This is a genomic window from Streptomyces sp. NRRL B-1347, from assembly GCF_000720325.1.
Taxonomy (GTDB): domain Bacteria; phylum Actinomycetota; class Actinomycetes; order Streptomycetales; family Streptomycetaceae; genus Streptomyces.
In genome coordinates this window covers 209,876-233,864 of sequence record NZ_JOJM01000002.1, presented here as the reverse complement: position 1 = coordinate 233,864, position 23,989 = coordinate 209,876, and the positions used below count along the sequence as shown (strand labels likewise).

The following is a 23,989-nucleotide window of genomic DNA, read 5'->3' as shown; positions in this document are numbered from 1 at the left end:
GTCACCCAACAATCCCGCAATTAGTGGGGTGTTGCCTGTCCGTATGGACGACATGGACCACCGGCTGCTCTCGGCCCTGCGTGCCCGCGGGAGCGATCCGCGCGTGGCGGCCGCCGCCCGCGCCCTGTCCCACAGCGGTGAGCACGGCGCGCTGTGGCTCGCCGTCGGCCTCACCGGCGCCGCGCTCGACCGCGAGCGGCGCGCCGCCTGGCTGCGCGCCGCCGCGCTCACCGCCGCCGCGCACCTGGCCAGCATGGGTGTGAAGCGGCTCGTCCGGCGGCCGCGGCCCGCGCACGTGACACCGCTCGTACGGACCGCGGGGCGGCACTCCTTCCCCAGCTCGCACGCCACGTCGGCGGCCGCGGCCGCCGTGGCGTACGGGGCGCTGCGGCCCGTGGGGGCCCGGCTGCTCCCGCCGCTCGCCGCCGCGATGTGCGTCTCGCGCCTGGTCGTCGGCGTGCACTACCCGTCGGACGTGGCGGTGGGCGCGGCCCTCGGCGCGGCCACCGCGTACGTCGGCGCCCCCTGGACGCGCGGCACCCGTGCGCCGCGCCCGAACGGAGTCCGTCACGATGGCTGACCGCACCACCGCCCTGCTCGCCCCGCCCCGCTCCCCGCAGCCCCCGAGGCCGGGGCCCGGCAGCCTGCCGCTCGGGCTCCTGAAGACCGCACGGCCCCGCCAGTGGATCAAGAACGTCCTCGTCATCGCCGCCCCGGCGGCCGCGGGCGAGCTGTTCTCCCGGCACGCGCTGAGCCAACTCGCGCTTGTCTTCGCCCTGTTCACGGCCGCCGCGGCCGCCGTCTACCTGATCAACGACGCCCGCGACGCCGACGCCGACCGCGCCCACCCCACCAAGTGCCGCAGACCCGTCGCGGCCGGACTCGTGCCCGTCCCCGTCGCCTACGCCACGGGCGGGCTTCTCGCCGTGGCCGCGCCGCTCGCGGCCGCCGCGCTGTGCACCCCGCTCACGGCCTGCCTGCTCGCCGCGTACGTCGTCATGCAACTCGCGTACTGCGTCAGCCTCAAGCACGTGCTCGTCGTCGACCTCGCCGTCGTCACCACCGGCTTCCTGATGCGGGCGATGATCGGCGGGGTCGCGCTCGGCATTCCGCTGTCGCGCTGGTTCCTGATCACGACCGGCTTCGGCGCGCTCTTCATGGTCTCCGCCAAGCGGTACTCCGAGGCCGTGCAGATGGCGGGCAGGGCGGGCGCCACCCGGGCGCTCCTCACCGAGTACACCACCGGCTACCTGCGGTTCGTCTGGCAGCTCGCGGCGGGCGTCGCCGTGCTCGCGTACTGCCTGTGGGCCCTGGAGAGCGGCGGCACCGCGGGCACCGGCGTGCTGCCGTGGCGGCAGCTGTCGATGGTCGCCTTCATCCTGGCGATCCTGCGGTACGCCGTGTTCGCCGACCGGGGCACGGCGGGCGAGCCCGAGGACGTCGTCCTGCGCGACCGCGCGCTCGCCCTGATCGGGCTCGGCTGGCTCGCCATGTACGGGCTCGCGGTCGCGGACTGGTGAGGCGCGTGCGACCCGCGGCGCGCGAGCTGCTCGGCTTCGCCGCCGCCGGGCTCTGCGCGTACGCCGCCGACCTCGGTCTGTTCCTGTGGCTGCGCGGGCCCGGCGGGCTCGACCCGCTGACCGCGAAGGCCCTGTCGTTCGTCGCCGGGTGCACGGTCGCGTACGCGGGCAACGCGCTCGGCACCTACCGCAGCGCCGACGCCGGGGCCTTCAGACTGCGCCAGTACGCCGTCTTCTGCGCCGTCAACGTCGCGGGCGCCCTCGTCCAGCTCCTGTGCATCGCCGTCTCCCACTACGGCCTGGGGTTCACCTCGCGCCGGGCGGACACGGTATCCGGTGCGGGAATCGGCATGGCACTGGCCACTGTCCTGCGGTTTTGGGGTACCCGGACGTTGGTATTCCGCTCACAGGCCGCACAGGCCGCACCAGGAACGGGGCAAGCGACATGGACTGGCTGAAGAAGCTGCCGGGCATCGGGCCGTACGTCGAACGTCTGACGCGCACGCACGCGTGGCGCTCCTACGAACGGCTCGACGAGGTCCACTGGACCCGGCTCGCCGCCGCCATGACCTTCATCAGCTTCGTCGCGCTCTTCCCGCTGATCACGGTCGCGGCGGCGATCGCGGCGGCCACCCTCTCGGCCAAGCAGACGCAGAAGATCGAGGACAAGATCTCCGAGCAGGTCCCCGGCATCTCCGACCAGCTCGACCTGAACGCCCTGGTCGCCAACGCGGGCACCGTCGGACTCGTCGCGGGCGCCCTGCTGCTCTTCACCGGCGTCGGCTGGGTCGGCTCGATAAGGGAGTGCCTGCGGACGGTCTGGCTGCTCGACGACACCGACGAGAACCCGTTCCTGCGCAAGCTCAAGGACCTGGGCGTGCTCGCCGGGCTCGGCGGCGCCGGGCTCGCCTCGCTGCTCGCCTCCGCCGTCGCCTCCACCGCCGTGGGCTGGACCGCCGACCAGCTCGGCATCGACAAGGACGGCCCCGGCGGCGTCCTGCTCCAGCTGGCCGCCTTCGCCATCGCCGTCCTCGCCGACTTCCTGCTCCTGCTGTACGTCCTCACGCTGCTGCCCGGGGTCCAGCCGCCCCGGCGCGCGCTGATCGTCGCCGCACTGATCGGCGCGGCCGGGTTCGAGCTCCTGAAGGTGCTGCTCGGCGGCTATATGAAGGGCGTCGCCGCGAAGAGCATGTACGGCGCCTTCGGCGTGCCCGTCGCGCTGCTGCTGTGGATCAACTTCACCGCGAAGCTGCTCCTCTTCTGCGCCGCGTGGACGGCGACGCCGAGGAAGGAACGCGCCGCGGCGCAGCCGGAGGAACGTACGGCACAGCGCGACGAGGAGGCCGTCAGCCCCGGCGCAGCGGCCAGCGACGGTTGAGCAGGAAGAGGCCGCCCGCGACCAGGGCGAGCACCCCGGCCGCGATGCCGAGCGCGATGCCCATGCCGCCGCCCTGCCCGCCCGAGGCGTGCGCCACGTTCTTCGAGTTCGAGCCGCCGTCGCCCGGGGCGCCCTTGCCCGCGCCGGTGTGGGCGCCCTTCGGCGCGACCAGCTCACCGACCGGCTTCACCTTGTCGTGTGCCGCGAAGCCCCAGTCGAGCAGCCGGGCCGTCTCCTTGTAGACGGCGTGCGGCTCGCCCGACGAGGGGTTCATGACGGTGACGAGCAGCACCTTGCCGTCGCGCTCGGCGACACCCGTGAAGGTGTTGCCCGCGTTGGTCGTCGAGCCGTTCTTGACGCCCGCGATGCCCTTGTACGCCTCGACGCCGTCGGCGCCGGTCAGCAGGCGGTTGGTGTTCTGGATGCCGAAGGGCTCGCGCTTCGTCTTGCCCTTGTCCTTGCCCTTCTTGATCTTCTCGGTCTTGCCGGGGAACTCCGCGGTGGCCGTCGCGCAGTACTCGCGGAAGTCCTTCTTCTGCAGACCGGAGCGGGCGAACAGGCTCAGGTCGTACGCGGACGAGACCTGGCCCTTCTCGTCGTAGCCGTCGGGCGTGACGACGTTCGTGTCGAGGGCCTGGAGCTCCTCGGCGTGCTTCTGCATGTCCTTCACGGTCTGCGGCACGCCGCCGTTCATCGCGGACAGGACGTGCACCGCGTCGTTGCCGGAGCGCAGGAAGACGCCGAGCCACAGGTCGTGGACCGAGTACGTCTCGTTCTCCTTGATGCCGACCAGGCTGCTGCCCGCGCCGATGCCCTGCATGTCGGTCAGCGCGACCTTGTGCTTCTGGGTCTTGGGGAACTTCGGCAGGACCGTGTCCGCGAACAGCATCTTCAGGGTGCTCGCCGGGGCCAGGCGCCAGTGCGGGTTGTGCGCGGCGAGGACCTCGCCGGACTCCGCGTCGGAGACCATCCAGGAGCGGGCCGACAGGTCCTTGGGCAGCACGGGGGCGCCCGCCTGGAGATCCACCTGGGTGCCCGGCTTGCCGAGGCGGGCGCCGCCGACCGTGGACATCTGCGCGGGCGGCTTCGGCTGTTTGTCCTTGTCGCCGCCCGGCTTGTCGTCGGCGAACGCGGGCCCTGTCGCCGACAGGGACAGCAGGGTCGCGGAGGCGATGAGCAGGGCGGTCTTCTTCACAGCAGGCACGGACGAGAACGTACAGGGCGCGGCGGCACCCCTTTCCGTCGAGGTCCGCTCCGGCTGGCGGCCCCCACCCCGAAGGCGGTCCGTGAGGGCGGCTGGTGATACTGAGCGTATGAAGCTCAGCCGCCCCGTCTCCTGGTTCCTGCTCGCCTTCGGCGCGTGGAGCTGGGTCATCTGGATCACTTTCGTCAAGAACCTGTGGAAGGACGGCAGCGGGCTCGCCTTCGACGACGGCCGTCCCACGGCGTACTTCTGGGTGCACCTGACGCTCGCCGTTGTCTCCTTTGTTCTGGGGACGGTGGTCGGGACCATCGGGTTGCGTGGGGTGCGCGCACTGCGCCGAACCTCATAGCCATGGGCGTCATGGGAGTCGTCCTCATCGCCCTCGGCGCGGCCGCCGTCTTCGGCGGACTGCTCTGGTACGTGTGGCGGCGGACCGTCCGGGACACCACGGTCAAGGGGTCGTGGGGCAGACGCCTGGGCACGGTCGCGTACCTCGCGGGCCCCCTGCTGATGTTCGGGGCGCTGGCGGCGGAGCGGACCGGGGCCCCGTTCCTGCTCCAGCAGATCCTGGCCTGGCCGGGCTTCCTGTGGATGGCGTTCGCGCTGTACCTGCTCCTGGCGCTGCTTGCGGGAGAGCTCGTACGCCCGCTCCTGCGAAGACGGGTGGATCCAGCCCGTCCGGCGCTCGAGGACGAGGCGCGAAGCGCCGACGAGGCGGGGAAAGGGGCGCAGCCCCAGCCGACCGAGGCGCGGCCTCCCGAGGAAGAGGGGCAGGCCGGGGCCCTGCCCCGGCGCCTCTTCGTGGCCAGAACGGTGGCGGCGGGCGCAGCCACGGTGGCGGCGGCGACCGTGGGCTACGGCACGTACGAGGTGCTCCGCGGCCCCCGCGTGAAGCGCGTCACCGTCCCCCTGGCCAAGCTGCCCCGCGCGGCGCACGGCTTCCGCATCGCCGTGGTGAGCGACATCCACCTGAGCCCGGTGCTCGGCGAAGGCTTCGCCCGCCGGGTCGTGGACACCGTCAACTCCACCCAGGCCGATCTCATCGCGATCGTCGGCGACCTGGTGGACGGGGACGTCGAGGACCTCGCGGGCGCCGCCCGCCCGCTCGCGGACCTGCGCGCACGTCATGGAGCGTTCTTCGTCACCGGCAACCACGAGTACTTCTCCGGCGCGGAGCAGTGGGTGGACCACGTCCGCTCGCTCGGCCTGCGCCCCCTGGAGAACGCCCGCACCGAACTGCCGTACTTCGACCTCGCCGGAGTCAACGACGTGCAGGGCGAGGACGAGGGCCAGGGCCCCGACTTCGCCAAGGCGCTCGGCGACCGGGACCGCACGCGCGCCTCCGTGCTGCTCGCCCACCAGCCGGTGGTCATCCACGACGCCGTCGAGCACGGCGTCGACCTCCAGCTCTCCGGCCACACCCACGGCGGGCAGCTCTGGCCCAACAACTTCGTCGCCGACCTCGCCAACCCCACGCTCGCGGGCCTGGAGCGCTACGGCGACACACAGCTGTACGTGACGCGCGGCGCCGGGGCGTGGGGCCCGCCCGTGCGGGTGGGCGCGCCGTCCGACATCACGGTGGTGGAGCTGGCTTCGCGCCGGGCGTGAGCGAGGCCGCGGGCTCCGGCGACGGCCGCGGCGGTGCCTGCGGATGCGGGGCCGCGGCGGGCGACGACGGCACGCGCGGGAGGCTGACCACCACCGTCAGGCCCTTGCCCGGTGCCGTGTGGACCTGGACACGGCCCGCGTGGGCCGCCACCACGCCGTGCACGATCGCCATGCCGAGCCCGCTGCCCGCGCTGCGGCCCGCCCGGAAGAAGCGGTCGAAGACCCGGGCCGCGTCCTCCTCGCCGAGCCCCGGCCCCTCGTCGGCCACGGTCAGGCACACCACGCCGCCCCGCCGTTCGAGGCCGAGCCGCACCGGGGTCCCGGCGGGGGTGTGGGTGCGCACGTTGGCGAGCAGATTGGCGAGGATTTTGCGCAGGCCCTGCTCGTCGGCCCGGACGAGGATCGCGCCGTCCGCGCACACCGTGAGCGGCCGGCCCGGGTCCTGGGCGCGCAGGTCGTCGGCGGCGTCCCGCACCAGACGGCTCAGGTCGACGGGCCGGAGCCGGAGCTCGGGCTGCTGGTCCAGGCGGGCCAGGGTGAGCAGCTCCTCGACGAGGTGGTTCATGCGGTCGGTCTCGGCGTTGACGCGGCACCAGGCGCGGGAGCGGTCCTCCGGCGTGGTCAGCATGCCGTTGTCGTACAGCTGGAGGTAGCCGCGGATCGCGGACAGGGGGGTGCGCAGCTCGTGCGAGGCGTCCGCGACGAACTGCCGCAGCTGGGCCGCGCTCCGCTCCCGGGTCAGGAAGGCCGCCTCGACCTGCTGGAGCATGGAGTTGAGCGCGAGCCGCAGCTGCTCGGTCTCCATCACCTCGGTCCTGCTGCACGGCATCCGCCGCTTCAGATCGCCCTCGGCGATCGCGGACGCCGTCTCGACCATGTCCTCCAGGGGCCGCAGGCGCCGGGAGGCGGAGAGCATCGTCAGGATGGCCAGCAGCGCGAGCAGCAGCACGCCGAAGGCCAGGTCGAGCCGGAGCGCCTGGCGCACGCTCGCGTGCACGTCCTCCGTGGAGGTGGCGATGACGAGGACCGTGCCGTCGGCGATCCGCACCCCGATGGCGCGGTACGAGTCGCCGTCGAGCCGCACGTCGCTCGGCGAGGACTTCCGCGCGAACCGCTGCGCGTCCCCCGCGGCCTCGGCGAGCTGGATCTGCAGCCCCGTCGCGCCGACGTACCCGAAGCTGACGGGCACGCCGTAGCGGTCGATCGCGACGAACAGCGACGACGAGGGCGGCAGTTGGCCCGCCTCCCTGTCCTGCGGCGTCACCTCGATGAGCGACTTCCTGAAGCTGCTGATCTTCTTCAGGTGGCCGAGGGTGATGGGCATGCTGCCGAACGCGGTGCGCGAGTTCTTCAGTTCGGAGTCGATGTTGTTCAGCAGGTAGTGCTTCATGCCCATGATGCTCACGGCGGTCGCGGCCGTGATGCCGAGGGCGAGCAGGACGACGTTCACCAGCGTGAGCTTGGCGCGCAGCGAGTTCCCGAAGAGCCGCCGCGGGCCGGTGCGGGCCCGCTTCCTCATGCCAGTCCGTACCCCACGCCGCGCCGGGTGGTGATCAGCGGCGGCCCCACCTGGTCGAGCTTGCGGCGCAGATAGCTGATGTACGTCTCGACGACCGTCGACTCCGCCGCGTGCTCGATGTGCCAGACGTGGCGCAGGAGTTGCTCCTTTGGCACCACCCGGCCCGCGTTGCGGACGAGGAAGCGCAGCAGGGCGTACTCGGTGGGCGTGAGCTGCACCTCGCGGCCGTCCCTGCGCACCAGGTACGTCGTCTCGTCCAGCTCCAGGTCGCCGTAGCGCAGCGGCGGGCGCTGCGGCAGGACGTCACCGGGGCGGGTGCGGCGGAGCACCGCGCCGATGCGGGCGACGACCTCGTCGATGTGGAACGGCTTGGTGATGTAGTCGTCGGCGAAGCCGAGGGCGCCGATGACCTCGGCGGGCGCGTCCCGTGCGGTGAGGAACACGAGCGCCAGGTCGGGCCTGCACGCCCGCAGTTCACGCCCGAGCGCCCGGCCGTCGCCGTCCGGCAGCATCACGTCGAGGAGCGCGCAGTCGGGGCGGGTGCGCTCGGCGAGGGCGAGGGCCTCGCGCACGGAGCCCGCCGTCATCACGTCGAAGCGGTGGAAGCGCAGGGTGAGGCTGAGGACGTCGGCGATGCTCGGCTCGTCCTCCACCACGAGCACGGTGGCGCCGCCCGCATCGGGAGCGGCGGCCGCTGCGACAGGTGTTCCCCGGGGTCCCTCGGCGTGGCTCATGTCCCCAGTATCGGGGCGCTCGTTGTACCGGGGGCCGGTCCGTGGTTTGGAGTTGGTTGAGAATCACGGCCTTTGCCGCACCCCGGCCCGCCGTGCCGCCGATGCTGGGGGTCCTCCGCGCGGAGATGCTGGGGTCCTCCGCGCGGAGGGGCCGCCGGGGCGGGTGCGGCGGCGGCCGGACGGCACGGCCCGGCGAAGCGACCGAACCATCCCGGACGAAGGGGCGTACATCGTGGCGGCATTGGCGCGCTGGTGCTACCGGCATCGGGTGGTGGTCCTGGCGCTGTGGGTGACGGCCCTCGTCGGCCTCGGAGCCGTCGGCGGCTCCGCGGGCACCGACTACACGAACGTCTTCTCCGCCCACGACACGGACTCCAAACGTGCCGCCGACCTGATGGAGAAGGCGTTCCCCGAGCGCAGCGGCGACACGGACACCGTGGTGTGGAAGACCGCGCGGGGGTCGGCGCTGGACGCCGCCGTGCGCGAGCGGATCGAGCCCGCGCTCGCCGAGATCGCCGGGATGAAGGGCGTCGGCGAGGTGGCGGGCCCGTACGCGCCGGGCCCCGGGGCCGCCGCCCAAGTCAGCCGCGACGGGCACATCGCGTACGCGCAGATCACCTTCACCGAGCAGGCCAACGAGGTCTCCAAGAGCCTCGTCCAGGACGTCGTGGACACCGCGCGCGGCGCCGGGCGCGCGGGCCTGCGGGTCGAACTCGGCGGCCAGGCCGTCGCCCGCATCCAGGAGCCGCCCGCGGGCACCGCGGAGGCCGTCGGCATCGCGGCCGCCGCCGTGGTGCTCTTCCTCGCCTTCGGCTCGCTGTTCGCGATGCTCCTGCCGATCCTCACCGCCCTGTTCGCCGTCGGCACCGGGCTGCTCGCCACGATGCTGCTCAGCCACGTCACGGCGGTGCCCGAAGTGGCGCCGCTGCTCGGCACGTTGATCGGGCTCGGCGTCGGCATCGACTACGCGCTGTTCATCGTCACCCGGCACCGCAGGGGCATCCTGCGCGGCCTGCCCCCCGAGGAGTCCGCCGCGCAGGCGCTCGACACCTCGGGGCGGGCCGTGCTGTTCGCGGGCGGCACCGTGTGCGTCGCGCTCGCCGGGATGCTCGTGATGAACATGCGCTTCCTGGACGGCGTGGTCATCGCCGCGTCCCTCACCGTCGTCCTGAGCGTGCTCGCCGCCGTCACGCTGCTGCCCGCGCTGCTCGGCGTGCTCGGGCCCCGCGTGCTCAGCCGCCGCCAGCGGCGCCGGCTCGCGGCCACGGGGCCCGAGCCGGAGGAGCCGACCGGGCTCGCGGCCCGCTGGGCCGCGGCCGTGGAGCGGCGCCCGCGCACCGTCGCGCTGCTCGCCGTCGCCGTCATGGCGGCCCTGTCCCTGCCGCTCCTCGCGCTGCGCCTGGGCGCCACCGACCAGGGCAACCATCAGGAGTCCAGCACCACCCGGCAGGCCTACGACCTGCTCGCCGAGGGCTTCGGGCCCGGCTTCAACGGGCCCCTCCAAGTGGTCGTGGAGAAGGCGGAACCGGCCGCCACCGAGGGCCTGGTGGAGCGCATCCGCGCGACGGAGGGCGTGGCGCACGTCGCCCCCGCGCCGCCGTCGGCCGACGGCGGGACCGCCGTCATCCAGGTCGTGCCCACCACCTCGCCGCAGTCCGAGGAGACGGACCGGCTCATCGACCGGCTGCGCGCCGACGTGCTGCCGCGGGCGGGCGTGGACGCCCACGTCGGCGGGGTGACCGCGGTGTTCAAGGACTTCGCCGCGGTCACGGCGGACCGCCTTCCGTACTTCGTGGGCACTATCGTCGCGCTCGGCTTCCTGCTGCTCCTCGTCGCCTTCCGCTCCCTCGTCGTCCCGCTGACGGCGGCCGTGATGAACCTGGTCGCGGCGGCGGCGTCCTTCGGCCTGCTGGTGGCGGTGTTCCAGTGGGGCTGGGGCGCGGAGGCGCTCGGCATCGCCAAGGAGGGCCCGATCACGGCGTTCCTGCCGGTCGTCATGCTGTCGCTGCTGTTCGGCCTGTCCATGGACTACCAGGTGTTCCTGGTCAGCCGCATGCACGAGGAGTGGGTGCACACCCGGGACAACGCCCGCGCGGTGCGCGTCGGCCTCGCGGAGACCAGCCGGGTCATCAACTGCGCGGCCCTCATCATGATCTGCGTGTTCTCCGCATTCGTCCTCAGCGGCGACCTGGAGGGCGCGACGGCGGGCATCGGCCTCGCCGCGGCCGTCGCGCTCGACGCGTTCGTGCTGCGCACCGCGCTGGTGCCCGCCGCCATGCACCTGCTCGGCCGCGCCAACTGGTGGCTCCCGGCCTGGCTCGACCGCCGCCTGCCGCACCTCGCCGTCGAGCCCGAGGACGCCGCGCCCCCGGCGCCCGAGGACCTGGAGGCGCTGGTGGCGGCCGCCCTCGGCCCGGCGGTCCCGGCGCCGAGGAGCGGCGAGTGCGAGTCGCCGGAGGCGTGCGCGGCCAAGGGCGCCTGCGAGGCGGTGGACCCGCTGACGGCCCGCGGCGACCTCATGCCGTACGACCTGTACGACGCGTACGAGCCGTACGCGGCCGAGGACGCGGACCGCCTCCCCGGCGGGCCCGGGCGCGGCGCCCCCGTCGTGCACGGCTTCATCATCACGCCCGACGGCGAGCCCATCCACACCGTGACCATGACCCTGCTGTCCAAGGGCGGCCGTCAGCTCGACCGCGTCTCGTCCCTGGCCGACGGCTCCTACGTCCTCGCGGCGCCCGCCCCCGGCGTGTACCTGCTCGCGGCGACGGCCCCCGGCTACGCCTCGAAGGCCCGGCACATCATGCTCGGCAGCGGCCCGCTGACGTACGACCTGGAGCTGGTGGAGGCGGTGGGCACGGGACCCGCGCAGTGAGACCGGTGCCCGGCGTCAGGCGCGGCCCAGCTCGGGACGCTTGGAGTAGTCCGTGAAGCCGAGGACGTTCCCCCACGGGTCCGCGATCTCCACGGTCCAGCCCGTGGCCACGCCGAACGGCTCCGCGAGCACCGGGATCCCGGCCGCGGCGAGGGCCGCCGCCGTCGCCCGGGCGTCCCGCACCTCCACCCAGACGCGCGGCGCGGGCCACGGCGGCGGGCGGTGCGCGGCACCGTCCTCGACGCGCAGGAGCAGGCCGGGCGTCTCGGGCCCGACCTTGAGGATGGCGAGCCCGGCCTCGTCGAGCCGGTACGCGACCGGGAACCCGGCCCGCTCGTAGAACCCGACGGCCTCGTCGAGGTCGCCGACGGGCAACAGCGTGTTGTCGAAGCCGAGGAGAGCCGGGGCGGCAGTGTCTGACATGGCGTCACCATACGAACGGGAGGGCACTTCGCTTCACCGCCGCTCCGCGGGCTCGTCCTCAAACGCCGGACGGGCTCTTCCGGCGAGGCCACACCACGCCCACCCACACCAGGGCCCACACCGCCACCGCCACCCACAGCAGCACCCGGCCCAGGGTGCGCAGTTCCGGCACGTCCGCCACCAGGCCCGTGGACAGCGCGGCCACCGCCGTCATGCCCAGCGGGAACACCGTGGCCCAGCGCCGCACGTCGTAGCCCGGGCGCGGCGCCGCCACCTCGGCCGCCAGCAGGACCGCGTACCAGGCCAGGGCGAGACCGAGCAGGACGTAGGTGACGGTCCGCAGGGCGTCGTGGCCCGCGCCGGCCCACCGCTCCACGGCCATGAGCTTGGACCCGGCGAGCGCCGAGATCGCGAGGGCCCCGCCCGCCACCCACTGGTCGCCCGCGCCCGTCCGCAGCTGCCGGACGTCGAAGCGCGGCAGCGCCTCCCCGTACAGCAGGAGCCCGAGCCCGAAGCAGGCGAGTGCGGCGTCGCCCAGCCAGTCGCCCTCGCCCGCCAGGCACAGCGTGGCGGCGAGGACCGCGAGCCCCTGCGTGGCCACGCACACCAGGAACACTCCGCCCGGCATGCCGCGCCGCCGCCAGTGCCGGACCACCGCGAGGAGCAGGACCGGCCACACCAGGGCCGCGACGACGAGCAGGGCGATCGCCATGCCCTGCCGGCCGAGCAGGGAGAGCCGGGTGCCGAGCACGGTCGTCGCCGCGACGGCCGTGAGCGCGGGCGGGGTGATCGCCGCCGCCGTCCAGCGGGGCCGGTCGCGCACCAGGAGATCGGCGAAGTCCGCCGCGAGCAGCAGCCAGATCAGCGCCGCGAGGGCCAGCAGGAGCTTCGAGAGGACCTCGTGGCCCGTCAGGTGCAGGCCCACGGAGATGATGCCGGTCGCCATCACACAGGCCCCGGCGGCCGGAGTGACCTCGTCTCGCCACGCGTGTCTCACAGCCCTCATGACACCCCGGGGCCACAGCCGTCACCACCTGGCCTAGGCCACCATGCGGAACGCGCGGCCCCGGCATGGGATGGGCCTGTGACCGCTCCCACCGAACCCGACGCCCCGCTGCTGCGGACCGGCCGGTTCCTGCGCCGCGGCGAGGCCTCCGCCGACCTGCACAGCGTGACGATCGGGGGCGGCCGCGAGGCCGACGCCTTCTACCGCGACCGCTGGAGCCACGACAAGGTCGTGCACTCCACGCACGGCGTGAACTGCACCGGCTCCTGCCGCTGGAAGGTGTACGTCAAGGACGGCATCATCACCTGGGAGACCCAGGCCAATGACTATCCGACGGCGGGGCCCGACCGCCCCGAGTACGAGCCGCGCGGCTGCCCGCGGGGCGCCGCGTTCTCCTGGTACACGTACTCGCCGACCCGCGTCCGCTACCCGTACGTGCGCGGCGTGCTCCTCGATCTGTACCGGGAGGCCAAACAGCGCCTGACGGACCCGGTGCTCGCCTGGGCCGACGTCCAGGGCGACCCCGAGCGGCGGCGCGCCTACCAGCGGGCGCGCGGCAAGGGCGGCCTGGTGCGGGCGGACTGGGACGAGGCGATCGAGATCATCGCGGCGGCGCACGTCCACACGATCAAGACGTACGGCCCCGACCGGGTCGCGGGCTTCTCGCCGATCCCCGCCATGTCGATGGTGTCGCACGCGGCGGGCGCCCGCTTCATGTCGCTGATCGGCGCGCCCATGCTGTCCTTCTACGACTGGTACGCGGACCTGCCGGTCGCCTCGCCGCAGGTCTTCGGCGACCAGACCGACGTGCCCGAGTCAGGGGACTGGTGGGACGCCGCGTACCTGGTCATGTGGGGTTCGAACGTGCCCGTGACCAGGACGCCCGACGCGCACTGGATGGCCGAGGCGCGCTACCGGGGCCAGAAGGTCGTGGTCGTCGCGCCCGACTACGCCGACAACGCCAAGTTCGCCGACGAGTGGCTGCACCCGCACCCCGGCACGGACGGCGCCCTCGCCATGGCGATGGGCCACGTGATCCTGCGCGAGTGCTTCGTCGACCGGACGGTGGACTTCTTCGACGACTACGTACGCCGCTTCACCGACCTGCCGTTCCTGGTGACGCTGACCGAGCGGCAGGGCGCGTACGTGCCGGGGAAGTTCCTGCGCGCCGCCGACCTCGGCGACACGGGGGAGGGCGCGGAGTGGAAGACCGTCGTGTTCGACGAGGCCACCGGCGGACCCGCCGTCCCGCGCGGCTCCCTCGGCTTCCGCTGGACCGAGTCGGGCAAGGGCGACTGGAACCTGGACCTGGGCGATCTCAAGCCCCGGCTCACCCTCTACGGCGAGGACGCGCGCGGCGTGGAGGTGCTCCTGCCGCGCTTCGACACCGAGGGCGGCGCGCACGGGCAGGGGCGCGGCGACGTGCTGCGCCGCGGGGTGCCCGCGATCCGGCTCGACGGGCCCGGAAGCCCGCTGGTCACCACCGTGTTCGACCTGCTCCTCGCCCAGTACGGGGTCGGCCGCGAGGGCCTGGGGGGCGACTGGCCCGCCTCGTACGACGACGCCTCCGCGCCCGGGACGCCCGCCTGGCAGGAGGCGCACACCTCCGTGCCCGCCGCCCGGTGCACGCGCATCGCCCGGGAGTTCGCGCGCACGGCAGAGAAGTCCCGCGGCCGCTGCATGATCCTCATGGGCGCGGGCGCCAACCACTGGTTCCACTCGGAGACCATCTACCGCGCCTTCCTCGCCCTGCTCACCCTCACCGGCTGTCAGGGCCGCAACGGCGGCGGCTGGGCGCACTACGTCGGCCAGGAGAAGTGCCGCCCCGCGACCGGCTGGGCCACGCTCGCGGGCGCGGGCGACTGGTCGCGGCCGCCCCGGCAGATGATCGGCGCCGCGTACTGGTTCCTGCACACCGACCAGTGGCGCTACGACCGGTTCACCGCCGACGTGCTCGCCTCGCCCCTCGGCGACGGCCGCTTCCGGGGCATGACGGCCGCGGACTGCCTCGCCCAGTCGGCGCGCGCGGGCTGGATGCCGTCGTACCCGACCTTCGACCGCAACCCGCTGGACCTGGGCGAGGGGGACGATCCCGTCGGCCGGGCCGTCGCCCAACTCGCCTCCGGGGAGCTGAAGTTCGCCTGCGAGGACCCCGACGCGCCGGAGAACTGGCCGCGCGTGCTCACCCTGTGGCGCGCCAACCTCCTCGGCTCGTCCGCGAAGGGCGCCGAGTACTTCACCAAGCACCTCCTCGGCACCCACTCGTCCCTGACCGCCGAGGAGGCCGGGCCCGACGTCCGCCCCCGCGACGTGACCTGGCGCGAGCGGGCGCCCGAGGGCAAGCTCGACCTCCTGGTGTCGCTCGACTTCCGCATGACGTCGTCGACGCTCCTGTCCGACGTCACGCTCCCGGCCGCCACCTGGTACGAGAAGCACGACCTGTCGACCACCGACATGCACCCCTTCGTGCACGCCTTCAGCCCGGCCGTCGACCCGCCGTGGCAGGCCCGCACCGACTTCGACACCTTCCGCGCCCTCGCCGACCGGCTCGGCGAGCTGGCCGCCGGGCACCTGGACACGCGCCGCGACCTGGTCGCCACCGCGCTCCAGCACGACACGCCGGGGGAGACGGCACAGCCCGGCGGCGTCGCCCTGGACTGGCGGCGCGGCGAGTGCCCGCCCGTGCCCGGCAAGACCCTGCCGAACCTCACCGTCGTCGAGCGCGACTACACCGCGATCGGCGCGAAGTTCGCCGCGCTCGGCCCCCTCGCCGAGCGGCTCGGCCTGCCCGTGAAGGGCATCGCCCTGCACCCCGACGACGAGGTGGAGGCCCTGCGCGCCCTCAACGGCGTCGTACGCGAAGGCGTCGCCGATGGCCGGCCGCGCCTGGACACCGCGGTGAAGGCGGCCAACACGATCCTCGCCCTGTCCGGCACCACCAACGGCCGCCTCGCCACCCAGGGCTTCCGCACCCTTCAGGAGCGCACCGGGCAGGAGATGGCCCACCTGGCCGCCGAGCACGAGGGCAAGCGGATCAGCTACGCCGACACCCAGGCCGCGCCCGTCCCCGTGATCACCTCGCCGGAGTGGTCGGGGAGCGAGTCCGGGGGCCGCCGGTACACGGCGTTCACGCTCAACACCGAGCACCTCAAGCCCTGGCACACCCTCACCGGGCGCCAGCACTTCTTCCTCGACCACGACTGGATCCACGAGCTGGGCGAGGCGCTGCCGGTGTACCGCCCGCCGCTCGACATGCACCGCCTGTTCGGCGAACCGGCCCTCGGCCCCGACGGCACCCGGGAGGTGACGGTCCGCTACCTCACCCCGCACAACAAGTGGTCCATCCACTCCGAGTACCAGGACAACCTCTTCATGCTGTCCCTCTCGCGCGGCGGCCAGGTCATCTGGATGTCACCGGCCGACGCGGCCGCGATCGGCGCCGCCGACAACGACTGGATCGAGGCGGTCAACCGCAACGGCGTCGTCGCGGCCCGCGCGGTCGTCTCGCACCGCATGCCCGAGGGCACCGTCTACATGCACCACGCCCAGGAGCGCACCGTGGGCGTGCCCCGCACCGAGACCACCGGGCGCCGCGGCGGCATCCACAACTCCCTGACCCGCCTCCTGCTCAAGCCCACCCATCTGATCGGCGGCTACGCCCAGCTCTCCTGGGCCTTCAACTACCTGGGCCCGACCGGCAACCAGCGCGACGAGGTGACGGTGCTGCGCCGCCGCGCCGACCAGGAGGTGACGTACTAGCCATGAAGGTGCTCGCCCAGCTCGCGATGGTGATGAACCTCGACAAGTGCATCGGCTGCCACACCTGCTCGGTCACCTGCAAACAGACGTGGACGAACCGCGGCGGCATGGAGTACGTGTGGTTCAACAACGTCGAGACCCGCCCGGGACAGGGCTATCCGCGCCGCTACGAGGACCAGGAGAAGTGGCGCGGCGGCTGGCGCCTCAACCGCAAGGGCCAGCTGACCCTCACAGCGGGCGGCCGCTTCAAGAAGCTCGCGACGATCTTCTCCAACCCGGTCCTGCCGCAGCTCAAGGACTACTACGAGCCCTGGACCTACGACTACAAGAACCTCACGGACGCCCCGCTCGGCGAGGACTACCCGGTGGCCGAGCCCCGCTCCCTGATCACCGGCAAGCCCATGAAGATCGAGTGGAGTTCGAACTGGGACGACAACCTGGGCGGCGGCCCCGCGCACGCCGAGGCCGACCCGATGGTGCGGCGCGTCCGCGAACAGGCCGAGGAGAAGGTGAAGTTCGCCTTCGAGGAGGCCTTCATGTTCTACCTCCCGCGGATCTGCGAGCACTGCCTCAACCCGGCGTGCGTGGCCTCCTGTCCCTCCGGGGCGATGTACAAGCGCACCGAGGACGGCATCGTCCTCGTCGACCAGGACCGCTGCCGCGGCTGGCGCATGTGCGTGACCGGCTGCCCGTACAAGAAGGTCTACTTCAACCACCGCACCGGCAAGGCCGAGAAGTGCACCCTCTGCTACCCGCGCACGGAGGTCGGCCTGCCCACGGTCTGCTCCGAGACCTGCGTGGGCCGCCTGCGCTACCTGGGCGTGCTCCTGTACGACGCCGACAAGGTCACCGCCGCCGCGTCGGTGCCCGACGAACAGGCGCTGTACGAAGCGCAGTTGGACGTCTTCCTCGACCCGCAGGACCCCGAGGTCCGGCGGGCCGCCGCGCGCGACGGCGTCCCGCACGACTGGATCGAGGCCGCCCGCAAGTCGCCCACGTACGCGCTGATCAGCACCTACAAGGTGGCCCTTCCGCTGCACCCGGAGTACCGCACGCTGCCCATGGTCTGGTACGTGCCGCCGCTCTCCCCGGTCGTGGAGGCCCTCGCGGAGACGGGCTTCGACGGCGAGGACCCGGACAACCTCTTCGGCGCGATCGACAGCCTGCGCATCCCCCTGGAGTACCTGGCGGAACTCTTCACGGCCGGGGACGTCGCCCCGGTGCGCGCGGCGCTCGAACGCCTCGCGGCGATGCGCTCGTACATGCGCGGCGTCAACCTCGGCGACCCGCCGGACGCGGCGCCCGCCGAGCGGGTCGGCATGAGCGCCACGGACGTCGAGGACATGTACCGCCTGCTCGCGATCGCCAAGTACGAGGAGCGGTACGTCATCCCGACGGCGGCCGTCGCCGACGCCCGGCGCCTGGAGGAGTCGGCGGTCCCCGACGCGTGCAGCCTGGACGGGGCGGGCGGCCCCGGCATGCACGCGGCGCCGGGCCCCTTCGGCGACGACTCCGGGACGCACCAGGGGCTGCCCCTGGTCACCATCGAGAACTTCCACGCCGCGCGCCGCCGCCAGACCGCCGACGACCCCGAGGAGACCGCCCCGTGACCGGTCACGCGCTCCTGTACCAGGCGGCGGCCCACTGCCTCGGCTACCCGGACGACGTCTTCTGGGGCCATGTACCAGAAATCCGCGCGGCCGCCCCGGAGTTGACGCCGTTCCTGGACCACGCGGCGGCCACGGGCCCCCGCCCGCTCGCCGAACACTACGTCCAGGTCTTCGACTTCAAGAACCGTCACAGCCTGTACCTCAGCTGGTGGCTCGACGGCGACACCCGCCGCCGCGGCGCGTCCCTGGTGGCCTTCAAGCAGGCCTACCGGGCCCACGGCTGGGAGCTCACCGGCGCGGAACTGCCGGACTTCCTCCCCACCGTCCTGGAGTTCACGGCCCGCACCGGCACGCGCGAGCTGCTCCTCGCCCATCGCGCGGGCCTTGAACTCCTCCGCCTGTCCCTGACGGCGCACGGCACGCCGTACGCGGGCGTCCTCGACGCCGTGTGCGCGACCCTGCCGGGCCCCACCCCGCGGGACGAGGCGGCGGCCCGCGCCCTGGCCCGCACCGGCCCGCCCCACGAAACCGTCGGAGTCTCCTGATGCACACGTTCCTCTGGGGAGCCCTGCCGTACGCGGCCCTCGTCCTCCTGGTCGCGGGCACGGTCTGGCGCTACCGCTACGACAAGTTCGGCTGGACCACCCGCTCGTCCCAGATCTACGAGTCCAGGCTCCTCAACGTCGCGTCCCCCGCCTTCCACTACGGGATCCTCTTCGTCCTCGCGGGCCACCTCATGGGCCTGTTCGTCCCGGAGTCCTGGACGAACGCGGTCGGGCTCAAGGAGCACGCCTACCACCTGCTGTCGCTCTTCGGCGGCACGGCGGCAGGCGCCCTCGCCGTAGCGGGCATCGCGGCCCTCCTCTACCGCCGCCGCACCAACACCCCCGTCTTCCGCGCCACCACCCGCAACGACAAGCTCATGTACGTCGTGCTGCTCGCGGCCCTCGTCATGGGCATGTGGGCCAAGCTCACCAACTCGACGATCAGCGGGGGCTACGACTACCGCGAGTCGATCGCCCCGTGGGCCCGCGGCATCTTCACCCTCCAGCCGGACGTCGACGCCATGACCGGCGTCCCCCTGACCTTCCAGCTCCACGCGGTCATCGGCATGACCCTGCTCGCCCTGGTCCCCTTCACCCGGCTCGTCCACATGTTCAGCGCGCCGGTGCAGTACCTGTTCCGGCCGTACGTGGTCTACCGAAGCCGGAGCACGACAGGCCCGGCCACGCGGAAGGAACGGCGGGGGTGGGAGCGGGTGGATTCGTAGCGGGGCTAATGCTTCCCGGCTTCCAGGAGGGCCGTCACGTCCAGGGACACCTTGGCGCCGATCGAGTCTGGAAGGGCGACCATCTGGCCGGGGGCGTGGACCTGGTGGTTGGCGTAGCCGTCAGCTGCCGGGTCGGTGAGGACGTGGAGCCGCTGGTGCTTGCGGTCGACGATGACGTAGACGGGGACCTTGGCCTCGGCGTACGCGGAGACCTTGGTGCGCAGGTCCGTCTGGTAGTTGCTTGAGGTGACCTCTAGGACCAGGCGGAAGACCGCGGGGTCGTAGCACCCGTTCTCGATGTAGTGGTCCCGGTAGTCGGCGTCCACGACGGCTAGATCGGGAATCGCGTGGTCCTCGGCACCGGTGGGCAACCAGAGGCCGAACGCCTGGATGACTCGTGTGTCTGTGCCTTGCAGGCCCGCAGAGAGGAACGGCAGCATGAGCTCTGTCAGGACATCGCCGTGGGGGCCATCTGCGGACGGACTCACGAGGATCTGGCCTCCGATGATCTCGACGCGGTAGCCCGGATTGCGGTCCCTAAGCCTGTTGGCCTCTGCGATCAGCGGTCGGTCGTCGTGCGGCTGCTCGACGGATGCTGCGGACATCGCGTGCCTCCTGTGGGCTGGTGTCGAGAGCATCATCGTAGGACGAAGCAGGCCCGGGCGTCCGGAGCCGAATCGTGCACCAGAACGAGTGAGGGCCCCGCCCCCGGTGCGGAACCGGGGGGCGGGGCCCTCACTGCGAGCCGAGCCGGAGGCTCAGAAGCGGCGCGTGATCAGGGCGCGCTTCACTTCCTGGATCGCCTTCGTGACCTCGATGCCACGCGGGCAGGCGTCCGTGCAGTTGAACGTGGTGCGGCAGCGCCACACGCCGTCCTTGTCGTTCAGGATCTCCAGGCGCTGCTCGCCCGCCTCGTCACGGCTGTCGAAGATGAAGCGGTGCGCGTTCACGATCGCCGCCGGGCCGAAGTACTGGCCGTCGTTCCAGAAGACCGGGCAGGACGACGTGCACGCGGCGCACAGGATGCACTTCGTGGTGTCGTCGAAGCGCTCGCGGTCCTCGGGGGACTGGAGGCGCTCGCGCGTCGGCTCGTTGCCCGTGGTGACCAGGAAGGGCATCACGTCGCGGTAGGCCTGGAAGAACGGCTCCATGTCCACGACGAGGTCCTTCAGGACCGTCAGGCCCTTGATGGGCTCGACCGTGATCGGCTTGGCCGGGTTGATGTCCTTGATCAGGGTCTTGCAGGCCAGGCGGTTCTTGCCGTTGATCCGCATGGCGTCCGAGCCGCAGATGCCGTGCGCGCAGGAGCGGCGGAACGTCAGCGTGCCGTCCAGGTCCCACTTGATCTTGTGGAGACCGTCGAGCACGCGCTCCTTCGGGTCGATCTCCAGCTGGAAGTCTTCCCAGACCGCGTCCGCCGAGACCTCCGGGTTGAACCGGCGGATCCGGAAGGTGACGGTGATGAGGTGGTCCGAGGCCGCGGCTTCCGCCTCGACCTTGTCCATCGTCGGGGTTGCCATCAGTACTTACGCTCCATCGGCTGGTAGCGGGTCTGGACGACCGGCTTGTAGTCGAGGCGGATCGAGTCCTTGCCGTCGTCGGCGACCTCGCGGTACGCCATGGTGTGGCGCATGAAGTTGACGTCGTCGCGGTTGGGGTAGTCCTCGCGGTAGTGACCGCCGCGGGACTCCTTGCGGGCGAGGGCGGAGACCGCCATGACCTCGGCGAGGTCGAGCAGGTTGCCCAGCTCGACGGCCTCCAGGAGGTCGGTGTTGAAGCGCTTGCCCTTGTCCTGGACCGAGACGTTCTTGTAGCGCTCGCGCAGCTCGGCGATCTTCTCGACGGCCGTCTTGATGGTCTGCTCCGTACGGAACACCATCACGTTGGCGTCCATCGTCTCCTGGAGCTCCTTGCGGATCTCCGCGACCCGCTCGGTGCCCTGGGAGTCGCGGAGCTGCTCGACCAGGTCGACCACAAGGCCCGCCGGGTTCTCCGGCAGCTCCACGAAGTCGGCCTTCGCGGCGTACTCCGCGGCGGCGATGCCCGCGCGGCGCCCGAAGACGTTGATGTCGAGCAGCGAGTTGGTGCCCAGGCGGTTGGCGCCGTGCACCGACACGCAGGCGACCTCGCCGGCCGCGTACAGGCCGGGGACGACGGTGGTGTTGTCCGACAGGACCTCGCCCTCGACGTTCGTCGGGATGCCGCCCATGGCGTAGTGCGCGGTCGGCTGGATCGGGATCGGGTCCGTGTAGGGCTCGATGCCGAGGTACGTGCGCGCGAACTCCGTGATGTCCGGGAGCTTGGCGTCGAGCTGCTCCGGCGGGAGGTGCGTCAGGTCCAGGTAGACGTGGTCGCCCTCGGGACCGCAGCCGCGGCCCTCGCGGATCTCCGTGTAGATGGAGCGCGAGACGACGTCACGGGACGCGAGGTCCTTCATGACCGGCGCGTACTTCTCCATGAAGCGCTCGCCGTCCTTGTTGCGGAGGATGCCGCCCTCACCGCGGGCGCCCTCCGTCAGCAGGATGCCCATGCGCCAGATGCCGGTCGGGTGGAACTGGAAGAACTCCATGTCCTCGAGGGGCAGACCGCGCCGGTAGCAGGCCGCCTGGCCGTCACCGGTCAGGGTGTGCGCGTTCGAGGTCACCTTGAAGAACTTGCCGGTGCCGCCCGAGGCGTAGATGACGGCCTTCGCCTGGAAGACGTGGATCTCGCCGGTGGCCAGCTCGTACGCGACGACGCCCGCCGACTTCCTGACGCCGTCCTCCTCCACGATGAGCTGATCGAGGACGTAGAACTCGTTGAAGAACTCCACACCCTCCTTGATGCAGTTCTGGTAGAGGGTCTGGAGGATCATGTGGCCGGTGCGGTCGCCCGAGTAGCAGGACCGGCGGACCGGGGCCTCGCCGTGGTTGCGGGAGTGACCGCCGAACCGACGCTGGTCGATCTGGCCCTCGGGCGTCCGGCCGAACGGCAGGCCCATCTTCTCCAGGTCGAGGACCGCGTCGATGGCCTCCTTCGCGAGGATCTCGGCGGCGTCCTGGTCGACCAGGTAGTCACCGCCCTTGATCGTGTCGAAGGTGTGCCACTCCCAGTTGTCCTCCTCCACGTTGGCGAGCGCGGCGGCCATGCCGCCCTGCGCCGCGCCCGTGTGGGACCGCGTGGGGTAGAGCTTGGTGAGCACGGCGGTGCGGCTGCGCTTCGTCGCCTCGATGGCGGCGCGCATGCCGGCGCCGCCCGCGCCGACGATGACGGTGTCGTACTTGTGAATCTTCACTGGGGTCGCCTCGGCTTTAGCGGATGTTCGGGTCGAAGGTGAAGATCACCAGCGTGCCCAGGAGGATGGTGAACACCGTGGCGGTGTACAGCAGGCCCTTGAGCCACAGGCGCGTGTTCGGGCGCTCCGCGTAGTCGTTGATGACCGTGCGCAGGCCGTTCGCGCCGTGCAGCATGGCGAGCCACAGCATCAGCAGGTCCCAGACCTGCCAGAACGGGGACGCCCAGCGACCCGCGACGAACGCGAAGCCGATCTTCGAGACACCGCCGTCGAGCACCAGCTGGATCAGCAGGTGCGTGATGACGAGGACGACGAGGACGACGCCGGACAGGCGCATGAACAGCCACGCGGCCATCTCGAAGTTCCCGCGGGTGGCGCGCGGCGTCTTCGACGTGCGCTTGCGGGGGGCCTCGATGACGGGCGCGGGGTTGTCGACGTCGTAGAGGGAGTCACCCTCGACGGGGCCCACTCCGGACTTCTCAAGCGTGGTGTCGGACATGTCTGGCCTCAGCTCCCGAACAGTTCACGGACGGCGTGGCCGAGGACCGGGTACAGCGCGCCCACCATCAGGACGACCCAGACGCCCACGACGGTCCAGAGCATCTGCTTCTGGTAGCGCGGGCCCTTCGACCAGAAGTCGACGGCGATGACGCGCAGGCCGTTGAGCGCGTGGAAGAGGATGGCGGCGACCAGGCCGTACTCGAGGAGCGCGACGATCGGCGTCTTGTAGGTAGCCACGACCTCGTCGTACGCCTCGGGCGATACGCGGACGAGAGCGGTGTCCAGGACATGTACGAACAGGAAGAAGAAGATGAGGACGCCGGTGACTCGATGAGCCACCCAGGACCACATTCCTTCCCGGCCGCGGTACAGCGTTCCAGCCGGCACGGAAGAACCCTCCGGGAGCGGGGATTGGGGGTCGGCCGGCTTCTCTGTCGGACGAGCCCGGCCGGGTACGGTCCACCGGCCGCTCGTCATCGTATCGACGAGTTGTCGGTGGGCTTGCCCGGGGTCCTCGGGTGTGATCAAACAGGCAATCAAACTGGTACGTACGGGCTATCGCTGCGCGTCGCGCGGGGCCGCTCCGGCTGCCGGGACGGGTGCGGGACGGAGATTTCCTGCCAGTTGTGAACAAGTCGGGTGAGTCGGGCACGGGCCGCGCGCCGCAGCTCGTCCGCGGCCACCGCGAGCTCCTCCTCCGGGTCGTTGCCGAGCCGGTCGCGCAGGGAGGCGAGCAGGTGGTCGAGGGCCTCGCTGGGCGCGGTGGCGTCCAGGCAGATCACGAAGGCGTGGCCGAAGCGGCTCTCGTACGCGGCGTGGGCGGCGCGCAGGGCGGTGGCCGCGGCGGTGTAGGCGCTGCCCGGCGCCACGGCCGGTTCGAGCGGCTCGGCGGCCAGGGCCTCGGTGAGGTCGGCGGGCGTCAGGTCGTACGCGGCCTCGTCGGCGGCGGCGAGCAGCGCGTCGAGGTCGGGGTAGGGCCGGTGGGCGGTCAGCCTGCGGGCCCAGTGGCTGCTTCCGCAGCAGGTCAGGAGGGTGCGCTGGACCTCGTCGGCGGGCGCGGTGTTCAGGGGCTCCAGCGGTCCCGGAGATCCCGGAGATCCCATGGGGTCCGGTATGGCGCGGTGCGACGGCAGGGGGGCTCCTCGGCGGAGGTGCAGACGGGTGAGTGACGGGGCGCCACGCTATCGGGGTGACGGGAGAGGTGTCCGTCCGCTCTCCGGAATCGGCGCGGCGAATTCATCCGGATAGGAGAGTTTGACGGCGCCGGGTGGACGGGCGGGGCGGGTGACACGGGGCTTAGCGTGGAGG

22 protein-coding genes are annotated in these 23,989 nt (G+C 72.2%); 11 read left to right on the top strand and 11 right to left on the bottom strand.

Annotated features, from left to right (window positions below; all coding sequences use genetic code 11):
- The first annotated feature begins 43 nt into the window (after positions 1–43).
- Genes IG74_RS0102500 through IG74_RS0102485 form a run of 4 tightly spaced genes read left to right on the top strand, consistent with a single transcriptional unit; the run spans position 44 to position 2,898 of the window.
- Positions 44–580, top strand: coding sequence for a phosphatase PAP2 family protein (locus IG74_RS0102500; RefSeq protein WP_030668777.1), 537 nt, complete (start codon positions 44–46; stop codon positions 578–580).
- A complete protein-coding gene (locus tag IG74_RS0102495; RefSeq protein ID WP_030668774.1) occupies positions 573–1,520 on the top strand; it encodes a decaprenyl-phosphate phosphoribosyltransferase in 948 nt (315 codons plus the stop codon). Before IG74_RS0102500 ends, IG74_RS0102495 begins: the two co-directional genes overlap by 8 nt.
- The gene (locus IG74_RS0102490; RefSeq protein WP_030668771.1) at positions 1,517–1,978 is read left to right on the top strand and encodes a GtrA family protein; all 462 of its coding nucleotides are present in this window, start codon (positions 1,517–1,519) and stop codon (positions 1,976–1,978) included. Before IG74_RS0102495 ends, IG74_RS0102490 begins: the two co-directional genes overlap by 4 nt.
- On the top strand, positions 1,966–2,898 hold the full coding sequence (locus IG74_RS0102485) for a YihY/virulence factor BrkB family protein (protein WP_030668769.1): 933 nt from the start codon (positions 1,966–1,968) through the stop codon (positions 2,896–2,898). Before IG74_RS0102490 ends, IG74_RS0102485 begins: the two co-directional genes overlap by 13 nt.
- On the opposite strand, the gene IG74_RS0102480 is transcribed toward IG74_RS0102485, so the two are convergent.
- Positions 2,867–4,102: a D-alanyl-D-alanine carboxypeptidase family protein gene (locus tag IG74_RS0102480; protein ID WP_030668765.1), complete on the bottom strand. Its 1,236-nt coding sequence runs from the start codon at positions 4,100–4,102 to the stop codon at positions 2,867–2,869. The two genes, IG74_RS0102485 and IG74_RS0102480, sit on opposite strands and share 32 nt — an antisense overlap.
- Positions 4,103–4,211: 109 nt before the next feature.
- Between IG74_RS0102480 and IG74_RS53135 the strand changes: the two genes are divergently transcribed.
- Positions 4,212–4,451: an SCO4848 family membrane protein gene (locus tag IG74_RS53135; protein WP_030668762.1), complete on the top strand. Its 240-nt coding sequence runs from the start codon at positions 4,212–4,214 to the stop codon at positions 4,449–4,451.
- 2 nt (positions 4,452–4,453) lie between these two features.
- Positions 4,454–5,710: a metallophosphoesterase gene (locus IG74_RS0102470; protein WP_030668759.1), complete on the top strand. Its 1,257-nt coding sequence runs from the start codon at positions 4,454–4,456 to the stop codon at positions 5,708–5,710.
- Here the strand turns inward: IG74_RS0102470 and IG74_RS0102465 are convergent.
- The gene (locus IG74_RS0102465; protein ID WP_051854452.1) at positions 5,676–7,229 is read right to left on the bottom strand and encodes a sensor histidine kinase; all 1,554 of its coding nucleotides are present in this window, start codon (positions 7,227–7,229) and stop codon (positions 5,676–5,678) included. The two genes, IG74_RS0102470 and IG74_RS0102465, sit on opposite strands and share 35 nt — an antisense overlap.
- Positions 7,226–7,891 (bottom strand): response regulator transcription factor, encoded by a 666-nt coding sequence (locus tag IG74_RS0102460; protein WP_030668752.1) that lies wholly within the window; start codon positions 7,889–7,891, stop codon positions 7,226–7,228. The genes IG74_RS0102465 and IG74_RS0102460 overlap by 4 nt, the downstream gene beginning before the upstream one ends.
- 313 nt (positions 7,892–8,204) lie before the next feature.
- Between IG74_RS0102460 and IG74_RS0102455 the strand changes: the two genes are divergently transcribed.
- Positions 8,205–10,838, top strand: a complete 2,634-nt coding sequence (locus tag IG74_RS0102455; protein WP_037824306.1) for an MMPL family transporter — start codon at positions 8,205–8,207, stop codon at positions 10,836–10,838.
- Between the two features lie 15 nt (positions 10,839–10,853).
- Here the strand turns inward: IG74_RS0102455 and IG74_RS0102450 are convergent, their stop codons facing one another.
- Entirely contained in the window at positions 10,854–11,261 is a 408-nt protein-coding gene (locus IG74_RS0102450) for a VOC family protein (RefSeq protein ID WP_030668747.1), read from the bottom strand.
- 58 nt (positions 11,262–11,319) lie between these two features.
- Entirely contained in the window at positions 11,320–12,267 is a 948-nt protein-coding gene (locus IG74_RS0102445) for a tellurite resistance/C4-dicarboxylate transporter family protein (RefSeq protein ID WP_030668743.1), read from the bottom strand.
- A gap of 78 nt (positions 12,268–12,345) precedes the next feature.
- Here IG74_RS0102445 and IG74_RS0102440 point away from each other — a divergent pair, with 78 nt between their 5' ends.
- The 4 genes from IG74_RS0102440 to narI are packed head-to-tail and all read left to right on the top strand — an operon-like array spanning position 12,346 to position 18,906.
- A complete protein-coding gene (locus tag IG74_RS0102440) occupies positions 12,346–16,026 on the top strand; it encodes a nitrate reductase subunit alpha (protein ID WP_030668741.1) in 3,681 nt (1,226 codons plus the stop codon).
- A 2-nt stretch (positions 16,027–16,028) separates the two neighbouring features.
- Positions 16,029–17,636 carry a nitrate reductase subunit beta gene (gene narH, locus IG74_RS0102435; RefSeq protein WP_030668736.1) on the top strand — a complete coding sequence of 536 codons (1,608 nt, stop codon included), beginning with the start codon at positions 16,029–16,031 and terminating at the stop codon, positions 17,634–17,636.
- Complete coding sequence (gene narJ / locus IG74_RS0102430) at positions 17,633–18,181, top strand: nitrate reductase molybdenum cofactor assembly chaperone (RefSeq protein WP_030668733.1); 549 nt, start codon at positions 17,633–17,635, stop codon at positions 18,179–18,181. Before narH ends, narJ begins: the two co-directional genes overlap by 4 nt.
- Positions 18,181–18,906 carry a respiratory nitrate reductase subunit gamma gene (gene narI, locus IG74_RS0102425; protein WP_030668730.1) on the top strand — a complete coding sequence of 242 codons (726 nt, stop codon included), beginning with the start codon at positions 18,181–18,183 and terminating at the stop codon, positions 18,904–18,906. The genes narJ and narI overlap by 1 nt, the downstream gene beginning before the upstream one ends.
- A gap of 5 nt (positions 18,907–18,911) precedes the next feature.
- On the opposite strand, the gene IG74_RS0102420 is transcribed toward narI, so the two are convergent.
- From IG74_RS0102420 to IG74_RS0102395, 6 genes are all read right to left on the bottom strand, one after another.
- Entirely contained in the window at positions 18,912–19,511 is a 600-nt protein-coding gene (locus IG74_RS0102420; protein ID WP_030668727.1) for a Uma2 family endonuclease, read from the bottom strand.
- Between the two features lie 153 nt (positions 19,512–19,664).
- The gene (locus IG74_RS0102415) at positions 19,665–20,426 is read right to left on the bottom strand and encodes a succinate dehydrogenase iron-sulfur subunit (RefSeq protein ID WP_030668726.1); all 762 of its coding nucleotides are present in this window, start codon (positions 20,424–20,426) and stop codon (positions 19,665–19,667) included.
- A complete protein-coding gene (sdhA, locus tag IG74_RS0102410) occupies positions 20,426–22,180 on the bottom strand; it encodes a succinate dehydrogenase flavoprotein subunit (RefSeq protein ID WP_030668723.1) in 1,755 nt (584 codons plus the stop codon). Before sdhA ends, IG74_RS0102415 begins: the two co-directional genes overlap by 1 nt.
- A 16-nt stretch (positions 22,181–22,196) precedes the next feature.
- A complete protein-coding gene (locus tag IG74_RS0102405; RefSeq protein WP_030668720.1) occupies positions 22,197–22,679 on the bottom strand; it encodes a succinate dehydrogenase hydrophobic membrane anchor subunit in 483 nt (160 codons plus the stop codon).
- 8 nt (positions 22,680–22,687) lie between these two features.
- Positions 22,688–23,068 (bottom strand): succinate dehydrogenase, cytochrome b556 subunit, encoded by a 381-nt coding sequence (gene sdhC / locus IG74_RS0102400; protein ID WP_078868512.1) that lies wholly within the window; start codon positions 23,066–23,068, stop codon positions 22,688–22,690.
- Between the two features lie 149 nt (positions 23,069–23,217).
- Positions 23,218–23,784, bottom strand: coding sequence for a 2-oxo-4-hydroxy-4-carboxy-5-ureidoimidazoline decarboxylase (locus IG74_RS0102395; protein WP_063761201.1), 567 nt, complete (start codon positions 23,782–23,784; stop codon positions 23,218–23,220).
- Positions 23,785–23,989 lie beyond the last annotated feature (205 nt).